Origin of the sequence: Prevotella fusca JCM 17724 (genome assembly GCF_001262015.1) — a bacterium.
GTDB lineage: Bacteria > Bacteroidota > Bacteroidia > Bacteroidales > Bacteroidaceae > Prevotella > Prevotella fusca.
Window position 1 is genome coordinate 548,137 of sequence record NZ_CP012075.1, and the last position, 17,475, is coordinate 565,611.

The following is a 17,475-nucleotide window of genomic DNA, read 5'->3' on the forward strand; positions in this document are numbered from 1 at the left end:
TATCTAAGAAATAAATAGACTATTATGCAACAATATTTAAACCTCCTCAACCGCATCCTTACAGAAGGAACACAGAAAGGTGACAGAACAGGAACGGGAACTTTATCTATTTTTGGTCATCAGATGCGCTTTGATTTGCGCGATGGCTTTCCACTGCTGACTACCAAGAAGCTGCATTTGAAAAGTATTATTTATGAATTACTATGGTTCTTACGTGGCGATACGAATGTGCGCTACCTACAGGAACATGGTGTAAGAATATGGAATGAGTGGGCTGATGAAAACGGAGATCTCGGTCCTGTCTATGGTCATCAGTGGCGTTCATGGCCTGATTATAAAGGAGGTACTATTGATCAGATTAAGAATGTAGTCGATATGATCAAGCATAATCCTGATTCACGTCGTATGTTAGTTACTGCATGGAACCCAGCAGAAGTGGATAACATGGCTCTTCCACCTTGTCACTGTCTCTTCCAATTCTATGTTGCTGATGGTAGATTATCACTCCAACTCTATCAGCGTTCAGCTGACAGCTTCCTCGGTGTGCCGTTTAATATTGCTTCATACGCTCTTCTTCTGCAGATGATAGCACAGGTAACAGGGCTTGAGCCGGGTGATTTTATCCATACTACTGGCGACACACATCTCTATATGAACCACCTTGAGCAGGCTAAACTACAGCTTACACGTGAACCACGTCCACTTCCAAAGATGAAGATTAATCCTGATGTTAAGGATATCTTCGACTTCAAGTTTGAAGACTTTGAACTGACTGATTACGACCCGTTGCCACATATACCGGGAGTCGTTGCAGTGTAAAAAGCCTCCCTCAACCCCTCCAAAAGGAGGGGAGTGCAAATAGGAGGTAGTTTATCTCTTAGCTTTAAAGTCAATTATAGTAGCCAAGAACTTTATATCCTTCACCAACCTGATAGCCTAATAGGCACTCCCCTCCTTTGGAGGGGTTGGGGGGAGGTTCTTAAACACAATTATGGAAATAAATATTATTGCAGCAGTAGCAGCCAATCGCGCCATTGGCTATCAGAATGATATGGTCTATTTCATTAGCGAAGACCTAAAACGTTTTAAACAACTAACAACGGGACACACCGTTATCATGGGACGTAAGACATTCCATTCACTACCAAAAGGCGCCCTGCCTAATCGTAGGAACATTGTACTTAGTAGAACGGAAACAGACTTCCCTGGTTGTGATGTCTATTCTTCACTCGATGAAGCTCTCAAGCATATTGGTGCAGAAGAACAGGCTTTCATCATTGGCGGAGCAAGTCTTTATAAGGAGGCTCTCACCATTGCAGACCGACTCTATCTTACCGAGATAGCAGCTATCCCCCCACATGCTGACGTCTTCTTCCCTGCTTATGACGATGGAAGATGGACTGTAGAATCACGTGAAGAACGCCCTGCGACAGATAACAATCCTGCTTATGCTTTCGTAAATTATGTGCGGAAATAAGCCTCATCCCCAGAGGGTGTGTCAAAATGCAAATTAATAACTTGATAACTTTCAAACTATAAGTATTTTTTCTTAAAAGCAAAGAAAAAGACCATTTCTTTACTCAAAATCGAGTACAGAAATGGTCATTTTTAATGAATTGTTTCAAACTGTAAGATTATCAAAATGGTATATGCATTTAGACACTCCCTCAATAACAAACTGACCCATGATAAGTCAATCAATGAATAAAGGCAGCAGTAACGGAGTAGCCCGTTTACTGCTGCCTTTAAATTATTTGTTAAACTGCCCGTTTAGAACTTTGCCATCTTAATAGCATCGATAGCACACTCATCCCCCTTGTTTCCAAGTCTGCCACCGCTGCGGTCCTTAGCCTGCTGCAGGTTGTCAGTAGTAAGAAGACCATAGATGACAGGGATGTTCTGCGATGCGTTGAGGCGTGCTATGCCGTATGTAACACCTTCACAGATATAGTCGAAGTGAGGCGTTTCACCACGAATAACACTTCCAAGAATGATAACAGCATCAAAACCGTCATTCTTAGTCATCATCTGTGCACCGTAAATAAGTTCAAAGCTACCTGGGACAGTCTTGATATGAATATTCTCTGGGATAGCACCATGCTTCTCAAGTGTTTTTACAGCACCATCAAGCAACGCACCAGTAATCTCCGGGTTCCATTCAGCTACGACAATGCCGAAACACATGTTGCTTGCGTCAGGTACGCTCTGTGCATCGTAGTCGGATAAATGATGAAGTTCTGTTGCCATAACTGCTTAGTTGGAAGCACGCTCAATGTACTTGTCAATATCCTGATAGACAGGAGAGTTGACGTAAGTCTTCTTGATATCCTTGTAGATTTCAAGTGCTTCAGCCTTCTTTCCCTCACTTTCAAGGAGGATGCCAGCCTTGCGCAATGCCAGAGGAGCGATACTGAGGTTGGTATTGTCAGCTGCTTCAGAGTTAGCCATCTTTGCTGCTTTCTTGAAGCACTCAACAGCCTTGTCGTTCTGGTTGTTGTTGGCATAGATGTCACCAAGTGCCATCTGTGATGCCGGACTGATCATCTCATCGTTGGATGTGCTGAACTTTTCTGCATTCTCCAATGCCTTTGCCCAGTTTGGTTTAGACTGGTGAGCATAGCAAAGTGCTACATAAAGGTTTGCAAGATTGCCGGCGTCAGTGCTGCTGTAGTCGCTCTGTACCTTCTGGAAACCGGCAAGTGCCTGGTCATACTGCTGACTGTTGAAGAGCATCTGGCTCTTAGCCAACTCTGTGCTTGCTTCAGCCTCATGAGGAGCAGAGATATAGTTCTTGTAAAGGATAACACCTGCTACGACTACGACGACAGCAACTAAGGCGATAAGGAAAGGCTTCTTGTATTTCAAGAAAGCGGCTTCAGAATTGTTAAGGGTATCTTCGTATGTACCCTGTTCTTTGTTGTTTACCATTTTTATGTTATGATGTTTTTATTTTATTCCAATCTGTAAGGTGCGTATTATAGCGGGACAAAATTAATCAAAAAGTTGCATATATTGAAATTTATCAACGACTTTTTTCTTTTATTGAAAGGAAATGAGTTAACTTTGCAGGGAAAGGAAAGATGTATGTGGATTTTAAGATGTTATAGGATAAAGCCTGATGTTTTTTCAGGGAGGAAGTCTTACCACTGGCTTATCTTTCTGTGTAATTGTAGGGAATGCAGATTCCAATCATTCCCTTGACTCCAAAAGTTATAAAACAAACACGATGCAATTAGACAAGCTATCCATCATAAACTATAAGAACATACAGGCGGCAACGTTGGATTTGTCACCCAAGCTCAACTGTTTCATCGGGCATAATGGTGAGGGAAAGACCAATCTCCTTGATGCTGTTTATTACCTCTCATTCTGCAAGAGTGCTTTCAATCCAAAGGACTCGGAGGTGATGCGCCATGAAGCAGATTATTTTGTGTTGGAAGGCGATTACACCACTGATGCCGGTGAGCATGAGCAGGTGTATTGTGGGATGAAACGTGGTACGAAGAAGCATTTTAAGCGTAACAAGAAGGAATACAGGCGATTGTCTCAGCATATCGGACTGGTACCGTTGATATTTGTTTCTCCTGCCGATGCGACGCTCATTGAAGGGGGAAGTGAAGAACGGCGGAAGCTGATGGATGTTGTTATTTCACAGTATGATACACCTTATATAGAGTCACTCAGTCGGTACAACAAGGCGTTGCAACAGCGTAACAGCCTGTTGAAACAGGAGGAAGAACCCGATTCAACACTTTTGGAACTGCTTGAGATGCAGATGGCAGAGCATGGCGAAGTTGTCTATAGAAAACGTGCAGCCTTTGTGGAAGAGCTTATGCCTGTTTTCCAACGTATCTATCAGACCATCTGCAGTGACCGTGAACAGGTGTCGCTCGAATATGTCTCGCATTGTCAGCGTGGTAGCTTGCTGGATGTTATACAACGTGACCGTGCAAAAGACCGTATCATGGGCTATTCGCTTCATGGTACGCACAAGGATGATTTGGTCATGAAACTTGGAGGATATCCAATGAAACGGGAAGGAAGTCAGGGACAGAACAAGACGTATGTACTGGCTTTGAAGCTCGCACAGTTTGATTTTCTGCGCCGTACGGCTGGTAACAACACTCCGCTGCTATTGCTTGACGACATCTTCGATAAACTTGACAGCAGTCGGGTGGAACAGATTGTGCGCCTTGTTTCCGGGGATGATTTCGGTCAGATATTCATTACCGATACTAACCGTGACCATTTAGATAAGATTCTGCAGGGAAGCGGATTCTGTTATAAACTGTTCTCTGTGGAAGGTGGAGAAATCAATGAAAGGGAAGGGTAAGGCTTATGTTCAGAAGGAAAGTACAGCCATTGGATGATGTTCTCAATCAGTTCCTACGACAGGGGGGACTTGAGTCTCCGCTGTTGCAGAAGCGTGTCGTGGATGCCTGGGATACAGTGGCGGGATCTGCAGTTGCACGTTACACGCAGGAGAAATTTATCCGAAATCAGACCTTGTTTGTAAAGATAACGAACCCAGCCTTGCGTGCTGACCTCAGTATGATGCAGTCAGAACTGGTGCAGAAACTCAATGCAGCGGTAGGATCAATGGTTATAACCGAAGTGAGATTATATTAAGAAAGCACAGATTAAAAATGAAGGATGGAAAAACAGGATAATATTCCTCAATCCCAGCCCTTTTCCCATAGAGGGGAAGTAAATATCATGAGGGTCTCCATTCATTTGGTTCATCCGTTAAATGCGTGGACACTTTTCGTATAGCTTTAGCGGAAGAAGCGAAGTTATTCATTAAATAGAAACATAGCCAAGACGGTCTTGTCTACCTACTTTATTATCATCCTCCGACACAGAAAACCCTTTCATATCAATACTTTGGAAACACGCAAGCAACAGATTGAAAAATCATGACATAATTTCGGATAAAATATCTACAGATAAAGGCAAAAACACATGTAAAAAGCAAGTCTGCAACCAACAGTAAATCAATTAGTTATAATGTAGTGCAAGAAAAGGTGCCTAATTGGACTTCAAAAGGGCGTCAGTTAGACCTCAAAAGGGCATCTATTGCAAGCCAATTGGGCGTCTTTTAGAAGCCTAAAGACCATGTGTTGGCTTTGAACTGTATGAAAATAGTTTACAAACGTTGGTTGGTATGGGAATAATTTGTTTGTAGAAGACGGAAAGACATGGTATCTGTTTGACTTTTCTGCCTTTTATCCTGTGCTTTATCCCTTTTTGTGAGACCATTTGATTTTGGATAACTATACCATACAAGGTGTATAAGCCTTTGTTCTTTTTCCAATCTACGCATTTAACGGAAGAATCATTCATTTGGGGAGTATTATCTTCATTTCAAATCATTTACGTAGATTATTTTAAATCAGAGAGTTGAAAAACCTTTTGGGTTGCTGTTTGATAGATTAGAAGAACAATAGTCACGTTTCAGGAATCCAATAGGATTTATGAACAAATGAAAGCGAATTCTCTTAATGGTTGATTTGGGATTATTACGTCATTGATTGATAAAACATGATTTGGATGTAATTTTAAGCAGCATAGTTGATTTTTTGGAGGGAAGTTAATGCTGGATATGGTTTTATGAGTCTTTGTTTTATTCTGAATAACTGTAACTTTGTCATTGTGAAGTAATAGTTGATTATTTCAATATGAATATACTTTTTTTCTTGTAGTCTAAAACAAATGTCTTTCCCCATAGAAAAGAGGCATTGACACGTGGTTCTACATTTCCATCCAAAACAAAATCTAACAAGAAAATGTTTTGATCGATTTCCATGCTGACTTTTTCAGCGAGTCCCACTTTCTTAATCGTTATTTTGTGGGCTATATCTCCACGCATACTTTCAATTTGCTTCGTTGCTGTAACTCCGAAGTTCATTGGTAGATAATTATGTTTGCTGCCAGTATCAAGAAGTATTCGTGTTTTCTTTCCTGATATTTTGCCATTCAGATAAATAAAGTTCAAAGCTGCATCCTTATAATTCTCGTGGTTTTTCCATTTGATTGCACTTTGGATTTTAGGCAATGTTTTTTTTATGTGAGTTAGAATATTCTTTTTCAAGTCAAAGCACCATAGCTCTTCTTTCAGTATGCTTCCTCCTAAAATGAATTTAGGAGCATGTTCTTGAAATTTACCAGCCAGGTCAATAACATAACATCGTGTTTCGGGGTAGACAAGACCTCCTACAGAGATACTGTCTAAGTTTAAGACAAAAGATTTAATCTTACCTGATGCGTAGCCTATTGCCGCATTACTTTCTGTTGATATGATATGGCATGAGTCCGCTGCAAAGGTAGAGTCTATAACGCAAACTGAAGCTCCAGTATCTATTAATGCCTGAACATTTTGTGTAGTTCCATTATGTGAAACCGTCACATTGGTGTACATAAAGTAGTCTTTTATAGTCAAGGCGTTCTGTGCATGAAGACAAAGTGCCAATGACATAAGCAAGCTAAAGATAAGTAAGGAACGGTATTTCATAACTATATATTTTTGTGATTTCTGCCTAAAGAATTACATCATATTGAACAGGAATAAACAGTTTCACGCCTTTCAGTTACAAGTTTAAGTATAGTTCTGATATTTCTTTCTCAATATATTCAGCTGTTTCATCGGAATAGTTTGCAACTTTTTCCCTTTATGGATATATGAAACCTCGTCGCAGACATCGATCAGGGCAGAGATGATATGCGATGACAGAGCGGTCTTGTTCCACATCTTGATGTTGTTAACTAATGCAAAGATATAAAATTAAAAATGATATATGATGACAAGATAGTATCTTGGTGAGTTGCCGATAAATATTCCACTGATGAAGAATCCAAACAAGACTATCAGTGGAATGAACACTTTTAGTTCTTTTAAAAGCCGTATCAGTGTCCTTAATCGAAGGTGTAGATATAATCCTATCATTTAGTTTGTAACCTGGTTATTTATAGTAATCATCTTGGATAGTACAAAGGTACATTAGATATTTTATGCTTTCCAGGAAAGTATGTTAAATTACATGAACACTGTATGGAAGTTACATTATAATTATGCTATTTCTTTCTGCGGAATAGTTACATCTGTGTTATTTGGTCATATATTGCATAGTGTAGTTGGCTTGGAATGTATATTTGGCATAAGCATATCTTGAAGTATAAGTAACTCAAATCGTTTGTCAGGAGAGCATAAGGTTTAATCAGAGACGAGCTAACGAGCTTTTACAATGCAACTAAGTACTTCTTCTCGTATTAGTTTGTAATATATTGATAGTCTATTGGTTGCAAACTTGTTGGAAAGTGACGTGATAGTTTTTCTGGTTTTATCCTCCAAAATTCTGGAGTGGTATATAGAAGCGAGCTTGTGAGGAACCTTTTTACCCTTTTCTGTTTTTGCTTTTTTACCTTTCTAAAGTCTTCTATTCCATTTTTTTTGTGTTACTTTGCAGTCTATTATTTAAATTTGCTGATGTTTTAATCCTGTCATATAAGGTATATATTCTTGGGAAAGCTATCAATGACTAATGTAATGAACATGAAAAAGGGCTTGAAGTGGCTGGTTGCCATTGTGACAACTCCAGTCATATTGTTTCTTGTCCTTGTTGCCCTGCTTTACTGTCCACCTGTACAAAACTGGGCTGTAAAGCATGTGGCAGCGTATGTTTCAGAAAGTACGGGGATGGAAGTAAGCCTTGAACGCATCACCCTCTCCTTCCCTTTAGACCTCCAGTTGGATGGGTTAAAGATACTTCGGCAGAACGACTCCATTCTGACCAGGAAAGATACGGTGGCTGATGTGCGCCGTCTGGTGGCAAATGTAGACCTGCTGCCATTGTTTGAGAGTAGGGTGGAAGTAAACGAACTGACATTTACACAGCTGAAAGCAAATACAGTCAATCTTATAGGCGACCTCCGTATTCGTGGAGATTTGCAGCGTCTGCACATTGTGAGCCATGCTGTAAACCTTGTCGGTGATTCTATTCGTGTGAACAAAGCCGACATAGAGGGGGGCTGGATAGATATTGCGTTGGGTGATACTGTTCCCGAAGACCCGAACAAGCAGAAACCTCTGTGGCGTGTCAACATAGACCAGCTCAATATAGCCAGAACCGACTTCCACCTTCACATGCCTGGTGACACGATGAGTGTTCGTGCCAATTTCAAGAAGGCAATGGTTCAAGGAACAGAACTCTTGCTGCATGATAACATCTACAAGGTGGCGAATGTGGACTGGCAAGGAGGTGAATTGGACTATGACCAGAATTTTGTCCGCCATACTGGTGCAGGTTTTGATGCAGCACACATTGCCATGCGTGACATTAATCTTGGTATGGATTCTTTTCTGTATGCTGCTCCTGAGATACGACTACGGGTGCGCACTGCCAATATGCGCGAGCAAAGTGGACTTGTAGTGAAGGATTTTCGTGGAGTATTCTCAATGGATTCTACGAGTATTAGTCTACCAGAGCTATATTTCCGTCTTCCTGAAACTGAACTCTCTGGGCGTTTCAAGATGGATATGAACGCCTTTGATGATACGGATCCAGGGCAGTTCTCAACTCGGATGGATGGTTATTTGAGTTTGTCAGACCTCCGACCATTCCTTACCTCTATACCTAAGAATGTTTATCAAGCAATTCCTGCAAGCCGGATAACAGTACAGGGGTTACTTGAAGGAAATCTTCGTTCGGCTTCGTTCCGACAGCTTCGGTTGGCTATGCCTGGTCATTTCGACCTTACGGGTACAGGCTGGGTTGCTGATATGATGGCTGGTACTGGTCATTTTCGTAGTGATTTAAGATTGAAAGGAACGGCAACCGACCTGAGTTTTGTTTCTAAGTTGCTGCCACGTGATATGCGTAAAATGATTGCTTTCCCACGTGGAGTAGGTGTAAATGGTAATATTCATGTCCGTAAGACGCTTTACACTGGTAATGTACTTTTGACGCAAGGTGGCGGTCGCATTCATGTAGATGGTGCTTATAATACGGATACAGAACTTTATCGACTTACAGCTGATGCTACAGCGTTCCCTCTCCAGCTGTTCCTACCCAGCATGGAACTATCAGCGTTCTCCGGGACAGTGAAGACACAAGGTCGTGGAACTGATTTCCTAAATCCGAAGTCATCTACGAACCTCAGTTTATGTATCCGTAGTTTTAAATATGGAAAGTATGTACTTGATGGTCTGAATGGTGATATTTCCAAGCATGGAGAGCTGTTGTCGGCACATGTTAAGAGTACGAATCGGATGTTAGGTGGCGACTTTACCTATAAAGGAAAGTTAAAGTCAAAACTTGTCGATGGACATTTGCGTGGCTGGTTGCATAGGGTGGATCTGCATGCAATGGGACTAATGGAAGAGAAGTATGTTGTTTCCACCTGGGCAGATGTTGATGTGCAATCAGATATGGGAGACAATCATCATGTGGCTGGTCCACTTCACTCGTTCCGACTTTCACAGGAAGGTGGAAAGAAGCCCCGTCTTCTTGCGGCTGGAAATTTTGATATACGGGCTGATGTGCGCTCTGGTAATCTTGATGCTCATGTAAAAGGAAATCTTTCCCAAGCTGATTTGCAGGCTCTTGGATTTATAGATAAGCATTATCTGACCTCAGCTGCAGCTGATCTTTCTCTTCATTCTGACATGAAGGATTACTATGCTGTGGACGGATATGTAGACAATCTTGTGCTAAGTGAACTGCGAAAAGGTGAGAGTGTGACATTGGCAGAAGGAAGTTTCAAAGTAGATGCTACGATGCGTGGCAATCAGATAGACGGCTCTGTCAATGGAGTATTCCCACGTGTAGACCTTTATCAGTTGGGGGTTGTGGACAAGGCTATGTCAAGTAGTTTTACAGCTAACACGTCATTCTCTATGTCGGGGAAGGATGACATGAACGTCCGTGGTATGATAGGAGGCCTGCGTGTTACCGACCAGCATCACACTTATACACCGGGTGACGTGAACATAGACCTTATGAGTCGACGCGATACAGTACATACTGTTGTGAGTGGTGGGGATTTCCATCTCAGTACGGCTTTCAATAGCAGTGTGAATCAGTTGGCAGAGTCGGGACAAAGAATCTACAAGACACTACGGGAACAGCTCACAAACCGTCGCATTGATCAGTCGGCTATACTTCGCCAGTTGCCTACGGGACATTTTACGCTCCATAGTGGGCGTGACAACCTGTTCTGTAATTTACTTACACAGGAAGGATATACTTTCAGTCAGGCTGATATTAATGTTACTTCCTCACCCATGAAGGGACTTGATGGGCGGATAAGTATTGACTCGTTGGTGTATAATGATGTGCATCTTGACAGCATTAGAGCCGACCTTTCCAGCGTTGATGGACAGCTTAATTATACTTTGTCGTTGAAGAACTCCCCAGCTAATATCTATCCTTATCATGGTTATCTGCAGGGTACTCTCTATGAGCATGGGCTAAAGACGCATGCGACAATCCTTGACAATAAGGGAAAGACTGGTTTTGACTTAGCTCTACAGGCTGCAATGAAAGGTAGGGGAATACAGCTTTCAATCACATCTCCCCAGGCAATATTAGGTTATAAGTCGTTTGCTGTCAATGATTCAAACTATTTCTATATCGGGCGTGACCGTCGTCTGTCAGCTAATCTGCGTCTTCAGGCAGCTGATGGGACAGGTTTGCTCGTTTCAACAGAGGATGCTGATACGACCTCTCTGCAGAATGTTACGCTTTCAATGAACCATTTTGAACTGGGCAGCCTCTTTGCAGTATTACCTTTCGCACCGAAGATGTCTGGTGTGATGGATGGTGACTATCACCTTATCCAGACGGATAAAGAACTTACCGTGTCAAGTGATTTGACCATCAGGAACCTTGTTTATGAGAATAGTCCTATGGGAGATGTGGGCACGCAGTTTGTATATATGCCTAAGGGGGATGGTTCACACTATGTTGACGGTATCATAACGCAGGACGGAAAGGAAGTTGGATTGCTCTCAGGAACCTATAACAATGAAGGTGCAGGTCTGTTGGACGCAACTTTGGAAATGAACCATTTTCCATTGAATTACGTGAATGGTTTTGTTCCCGACCAGCTTGTCGGTCTTGAGGGAACAGGAGAAGGAACGCTGACGGTAAAAGGTCCGCTGAACAAGCTGGATGTAAACGGGGAGGTTTACCTTGATTCATCTTACTTGGTGAGCATTCCTTACGGCATAAAGATGCGCTTTGCAGACGACCCCGTCCTAATACGCAACAGCCATATAGCGTTCGAGAACTTTGAACTCTTTGCAAGTAATGGTGCACCACTTGATATTGCAGGGTATTTGGATTTCTCAAGTCTCTATAATATGAAACTTGATGCACGGATGAGAGCAAAGAACTTCCAGGTCATCAATGCAAAGAAAAACCCTCGTTCTGAGGTGTATGGCAAGGCTTTCGTTGACTTCATGGGGCATGTTAGAGGACCTCTGACTAATCTGCAACTGGGTGGTAAACTTGATGTTCTGGGTAATACGGATATAACCTATGTGGTGCGTGACGGTACGTTGACCACTGATGATGAGTTGAAAGACCTCGTCCATTTCACCAACTTCAATGATTCTACGCTTGATGTTGTCAAGCGTCCGGATATTACTGGTTTTACGATGGCTCTTGAGGTAGATGTTGATGAGCAGGCGCATGTGTTCTGTGCGCTGAATGCTGACCAGTCTAATTATGTCGATTTCTTTGGAGGTGGTAATCTTCTTCTGAACTATGACCCGACGAATGGAGTACAGGTCCGTGGACGATATACGCTGAGTGATGGTAAGATGAAGTATTCACTGCCTGTAATACCACTGCGTACATTCAATATTCATGATGGAAGCTATCTTGAATTTACAGGTGATCCGATGAAGCCGACACTGAATATAACAGCTACAGAAGATGTCAGGACGAGTGTGTCCAGCGGTTCGGGCGAAGGCAGAATTGTTGACTTCAAATGTGGTGTAAGCCTTACCAAGCAGTTCCCGAAACCTGGTGTAGAGTTTATTATCAGCGCACCGGAGGACCAGGAAATGCAGAATATTTTGAATACGAAGGGTGTTGAGGAACGTTCAAAACTTGCCGTTACAATGCTGGCGTCAGGTATGTATTTCGATGGTGAGAGTTCGGCAAGTGCCAACACTGCCATGAGCGGTGCATTGGCAGGCTTCCTTCAGACCCAGGTAAATTCCATCACGGGCAAGGCTCTCAACTCTATGGGACTCGATTTGACCGCAAATATGGAAAGTGCTGCGGATGTGAATGGAAACTTGCACACTGACTATACCTTCAAATTTTCTAAGCGTTTGTGGAACAATCGTCTGCGTATTATCATGGGCGGACGTGTTTCGACAGGCTCACAGTTCTCTGAAGAGAATGGTGCTTACTTCGATAACTTCTCGCTCGAGTATCGTCTGAACCAGAAGGAAACAAAGTATCTGAAGCTCTATTACGAGCGTGAGGCATACGATTGGCTTGAAGGTAGCTTGAGCGAGTTCGGCGCTGGTTTTATGTGGCGGCGCAAATTACGTCATTTCAAGGACATCTTCCGTTTCAAAGAAGATACGCCTGTTATGTTGCCACAAACAGAAAAGCCTCGCCGTGATACTTTAATTAATTTTGTGAATGAAAAGAAAAAAGAATGATATAAGATCTATAGGTTGGAAAGATATTATAGGACTGTTAAGTTCTATAGTCTTCCTGTTTGTACTTGCAGCCTGCAGTACAACCTCTGCCATTCCTGATGGTGAACAGTTGTACACGGGCATGAAGTCGACAAAATATAGTAATTATCAGTCGAACAAGCATTTCTATGATGTGAAGGAGGAACTGGATGTGGTGCTGGCAACTAAACCCAATGCTGCTTGGCTGGGTAGTCCCAGTATGCGGTCACCCTTTCCAGTAGGTCTATGGATATGGAATGCTTTTTCACAGGATACGACACGGTTCAGCCGCTGGATGGTACGTGCTTTCGGTTCGTCACCAGTATTGATGAGTTCCACTACTCCTGACCTGCGTGTCACGGTGGGCGAGAACCTATTGCGTAAGCGAGGCTATTTCAATGGAAAAGTGAGTTATGAGAAACTTGCACAGCGTAATCCGAAGAAGATGCGACTGCAGTATTCTGTGGATATGGGACGTCTGTGGAGACTTGACAGCGTGCAGTACACCAACTTTCCTCCCACAGCTGACAGCCTGATAAGGACAAATCTTGACGATGCCGTCATACGTAAGGGTGATGCCTTTGATGTTGCAACACTTGAGCAGGAGCGGAAACGAATAACAGAACTCTTCCGCAACAACGGCTACTATTATTATCAGAACAACGATGCAAGTTATCTTGCTGACACGTCAAAAGTACGTGGCTTGGCTTCCGTTCGTCTGCAGATGGCAGATTCTGTCAGTGATAAGTCATTGAGGAAATGGAATATCGGAACCATAACCATCAATCTGCAGCGTCAGATTATGGATACTCTTACCCAACAGCAGCGTTTCCGCGATGTCATTGTGAACTATAACGGCTCACGTATCCCACTGCGCCTGCGTGCCATTGCCAATGACTTGAAGATATGGCCTGGTACGCTTTATAATAATGAATTATATGAAAAGAGCCAGCAACAGCTGAACAGCAGCGGACTTTTCTCTGCAACCAGCTTTACGTTTACTCCTCGTGACACCACTGATACATGCAATGTCTTGGATATGGCGGTTGATTGTATCTTTGATAAGCCTTATGATTTCTATGTCGAGGCTTACGGAAAAGGCAAGACCAGTGGAAGATATGGACCCGAAGCTGTCATTGGTCTGACGAAACGTAATGCCTTCCGTAGTGGTGAGAAGCTGAATCTGCATGTGCATGGTTCCTATGAGTGGTCATCGAACAGTGATGATGACGGGAAAGACCGCCTCGGGGTGAATAATTACGAATATGGTGCTGAAGCAAGTCTGCAGTTTCCACGCCTTGTCAATCCTTTTATAACGCCACCACGAAAGCGATGGGAACGTGAGGAAAGGAAGATTGCTGCAGCAGCTGAAAAGGGGATTGTCTATACGCCGAGAGCTCCTCGTTCCTATTACATGACACCGTCTACAACTTTGAAGGCATCGGTGGATGTGTTGAACCGTGCCAAGTATTTCAAACGACATGTCGTGTCAGGTGAGCTGACTTACCAGTGGCAACCTAACGAACGCAACAGCTATTCGTTTTCGCCATTGTCCCTTACTTATGAATATATGCATAAGGTAACTGACCGTTATCTTGAGTTGATAGACAGCGTTCCTTATCTTGAGGTGTCGTTGGCTGACCAGTTCATTCCAAAGATGATCTTTCAATATACCTTCATGAGTCCGTCTCGTTATCAAAGTCCTATCAAGGTATGGACAACGGTGAGCGAGGCTTCAAATATCTTGTCAGCTGGTTATGCTGCCTTTGGTAGACATTGGAGTGAAAAGAACAAGCAGCTTTTCAAGAATCCTTATGCACAGTTTGTCAAGGTAGATGCCAATATGACAAAAGTGTGGAGTATAGCCGAGAAGAGCAGTTTAGCTGCGCACGTCAATATAGGCACATTATGGGCATACGGCAACAGTCGTTTTGCTCCTTATACAGAGCAGTTCTATGTAGGTGGTGCCAATAGTATCCGTGCTTTCAATGCCCGACAGATTGGTCCGGGACGTTATCGTTCCACACAGCGACGTCGTTCATACGTTGAGCAGACAGGTGATATTAAGTTCCAATTCAATCTTGAGTATCGTCCTCATCTTATGGGTTCACTTTATGGAGCGGTTTTCCTTGATGCAGGCAATGTGTGGACAATGCACTATGATGATGGTCGTCCGGAAGGTTATTTCAAGATGAAGAATCTTTTTAGAGAGATGGCATTTGGCACAGGTGTTGGTCTGCGCTATGATATTGGCTATTTTATGCTTCGCGTGGATTGGGGTATAGGCTTGCATGTGCCTTATGAAACAGGTAAGACCGGCTTCTATAATATATCAAAATTCAAGGATGCACAGGCTTTCCACTTAGCTATCGGGCTGCCTTTCTAAGTCTGTTCAGTCATAAATCACTTAGCTCCGTTAATTTGATTAACGGGGCTGAATTGTTTTATAAGGATATGTTGATAGGCTTGTAGTAGGGGACAAGTAAGGGAATCTTTTATATATCGAATTCATGAAATTAGTTTTTCATGTAAGTAGAATGCGAAAAAAAATACAATATTTACATGGTTAAATGTGTATTTTTCCTTAAAAACAGGTGATGGTGACGTGTTGGTAACTGACAGATACACAGGTGGTTGTAAAGTCATGCAAGAAAAGGTGCTTAGTCAGCCTTCAAAAGGGCGTCAGTAATACGTCAAAAGGGCATCTATTAGACCTCAATTAAGCCTTAATTTAAGTGCAAGTAAGCGTCTATAGGAATCGGAAAAGTGAAAATATCTGACAAATTATGGAACGGAAAAGGCTTTCTACCCAATTCCTCCCATAGGAATGGGGGGAAGTACTGTGACATTCTGTTAGTTTAGTTGTTCTTCTATGCTATTTGTTGGTTTTTATCATCATCTTTCACATTGAAACTGGATGCACCCTTCCCTGTTGCAAACTTCGAAATATCCTTACATACTTTCCATTATTCTTGGTTGAAAATATGATATTAGAAGAGTAATTTTACATGCACACAACAAACAATAAATCAACAACTTACAGCATATTGTTGACAACAGGTGCTTAATTGGACTTCAATTAAGCCTTAGTTTGGCTCCAATTAAGCACCTATTGGACGTCAATTAGTGCTTAATTCAAATGCAATTAATCATGAATTCGATTTGACAATATGAAATATTAAGACAAAATCACCACACTGATTCTTCGCTGAAAAGAAAATATGTTGCCACTGTAATTCCCTATAAGTTTCATGGAAGATGTCCTTATTTTCTTAACTTTCAAATCTCTCTTTTTCATTTTTAACTTCGTACCCTTCCGACTTTAAAAAGGATGGGATAAAAGGACTATTAGCCTACAGGAGAGGTAACAGTCCTTTACTTCCTTGCTGATTTCATGAATTCATAAAACCATGTCTACTCCTCAATCTACAAGTATATCGCAATTTGTCTACAAGATAAAGAATCGCCTGCCAAACCTTTTCTATACGTACTCTTCACCTTGCAGGAATACCCGCCGTACAATAGGAGTAGTATAGGCGTATGGGATAAATTCAATAGACGGGATTCTATCTGTAATAAAGAAGTTTGCTACCTTCCCACGTGTGATAGAACCATACTCGTTGCTCAATCCCATGGCACACGCTCCGTTCAGGGTTGCTGCGTTGATGGCTTCAGCAGGCATCAAACGCATCTTGATACAGCCAAGCGAAACGATAAACTTCATATCGCCCGACGGAGTAGAGCCGGGATTGTAATCACTTGCAAGTGTAAGTGGCAGTCCTCTATCTATCATCTTCCGTCCTAAGGCAAAGGGCAGATTAAGGAAGAAGGAGGTTCCAGGAAGAGCGGTAGGCATAGTCTGACTATCTTTCAGGATCTTTATTTCTTCCTCTGTCATACTCTCTAAATGATCTACTGACAGCGCCTTATACTCTACGCCGACCTCTACACCACCGGACGACTCCAACTCGTCAGCATGAATTTTTGGTCGCATACCGTATTCTGCACCAGCTTTAAGAATGCGTGCAGTCTCTTCAGGCGTGAAGAAGCCCGTATCACAGAAAACATCAATGAATTCTGCTAAATTATCCGCACCCACTGCCGGTATCATTTCGTTGATTATCAAATCAACATACGCTTCCTGTCTGCCTTTATATTCACGTGACACGGCATGTGCGCCAAGGAATGTTGAGACCACTTTCAGGCGTGTAGTCTCCTTGATGCGACGGATAACACGGAGCATCTTCAGTTCGTCTTCCGTGTTCAGACCATACCCGCTCTTTATCTCTACACAACCTGTTCCTTTCCTAATAATTTCATCAACACGTTTCATTGCCTGCTGATACAGTTCGTCCTCGCTCAATTCATGAAGGCGGTCTGCAGAGTTAAGGATGCCACCACCTCGCTTAGCTATCTCTGCGTAGCTCAGTCCACAGATTTTGTCAACAAATTCTTGTTCCCGACTGCCAGCATAGACAATGTGTGTATGGGAGTCGCACCATGAAGGGAGAACAGTTCCTCCTTCTGCATCAACAACTTCATCGGTACCAGAAGATGGCGGACAATCATTCATCTTACCATAATCTGTAAAGCGTCCGTTCTCTATGACGAGATAAGCATCTGGCAGCGTGTGAAGTTCTGCCATCTCTTTACCTTTTAGGAATAGCTTTCCGTCGTGGTCTATACCAGCAAGTAAACCGATATTCTTTATCAACAGTCTTTTCATTTCAAGTGTTTTCTCTAAGCTATAAAAGTATGGGTATGTAGGAATTCAAATA

General features: G+C 42.4%; 10 protein-coding genes. 6 read left to right on the plus strand and 4 right to left on the minus strand.

What is annotated here, in order from left to right; genetic code table 11:
• Positions 1-24: 24 nt before the first annotated feature.
• Both ADJ77_RS09545 and ADJ77_RS09550 read left to right on the plus strand, forming a co-directional pair.
• Positions 25-819 (plus strand): thymidylate synthase, encoded by a 795-nt coding sequence (locus ADJ77_RS09545; protein WP_025078327.1) that lies wholly within the window; start codon positions 25-27, stop codon positions 817-819.
• A 172-nt stretch (positions 820-991) separates the two neighbouring features.
• The gene (locus tag ADJ77_RS09550; RefSeq protein WP_025078326.1) at positions 992-1,477 is read left to right on the plus strand and encodes a dihydrofolate reductase; all 486 of its coding nucleotides are present in this window, start codon (positions 992-994) and stop codon (positions 1,475-1,477) included.
• 293 nt (positions 1,478-1,770) lie between these two features.
• On the opposite strand, the gene ribH is transcribed toward ADJ77_RS09550, so the two are convergent.
• Positions 1,771-2,247 (minus strand): 6,7-dimethyl-8-ribityllumazine synthase, encoded by a 477-nt coding sequence (gene ribH, locus ADJ77_RS09555; protein WP_025078325.1) that lies wholly within the window; start codon positions 2,245-2,247, stop codon positions 1,771-1,773.
• A 6-nt stretch (positions 2,248-2,253) separates the two neighbouring features.
• The gene (locus ADJ77_RS09560; protein ID WP_025078324.1) at positions 2,254-2,928 is read right to left on the minus strand and encodes a tetratricopeptide repeat protein; all 675 of its coding nucleotides are present in this window, start codon (positions 2,926-2,928) and stop codon (positions 2,254-2,256) included.
• Positions 2,929-3,226: 298 nt separating this feature from the next.
• Between ADJ77_RS09560 and recF the strand changes: the two genes are divergently transcribed.
• Positions 3,227-4,333: a DNA replication/repair protein RecF gene (gene recF, locus ADJ77_RS09565; RefSeq protein ID WP_050696525.1), complete on the plus strand. Its 1,107-nt coding sequence runs from the start codon at positions 3,227-3,229 to the stop codon at positions 4,331-4,333.
• A 5-nt stretch (positions 4,334-4,338) separates the two neighbouring features.
• Positions 4,339-4,629, plus strand: coding sequence for a DUF721 domain-containing protein (locus ADJ77_RS09570; protein WP_025078323.1), 291 nt, complete (start codon positions 4,339-4,341; stop codon positions 4,627-4,629).
• Positions 4,630-5,668: 1,039 nt separating this feature from the next.
• Here ADJ77_RS09570 and ADJ77_RS09580 read toward each other — a convergent pair.
• A complete protein-coding gene (locus ADJ77_RS09580) occupies positions 5,669-6,511 on the minus strand; it encodes an aspartyl protease family protein (protein ID WP_050696341.1) in 843 nt (280 codons plus the stop codon).
• Positions 6,512-7,543: 1,032 nt separating this feature from the next.
• On the opposite strand from ADJ77_RS09580, the gene ADJ77_RS09585 reads away from it, so the two are divergent.
• Positions 7,544-12,679 carry a translocation/assembly module TamB domain-containing protein gene (locus ADJ77_RS09585; protein ID WP_234398116.1) on the plus strand — a complete coding sequence of 1,712 codons (5,136 nt, stop codon included), beginning with the start codon at positions 7,544-7,546 and terminating at the stop codon, positions 12,677-12,679.
• Entirely contained in the window at positions 12,660-15,083 is a 2,424-nt protein-coding gene (gene tamL / locus ADJ77_RS09590) for a translocation and assembly module lipoprotein TamL (protein WP_025078320.1), read from the plus strand. The genes ADJ77_RS09585 and tamL overlap by 20 nt, the downstream gene beginning before the upstream one ends.
• Positions 15,084-16,178: 1,095 nt before the next feature.
• On the opposite strand, the gene hutI is transcribed toward tamL, so the two are convergent.
• Positions 16,179-17,423, minus strand: a complete 1,245-nt coding sequence (gene hutI / locus ADJ77_RS09595) for an imidazolonepropionase (protein WP_050696342.1) — start codon at positions 17,421-17,423, stop codon at positions 16,179-16,181.
• Positions 17,424-17,475 lie beyond the last annotated feature (52 nt).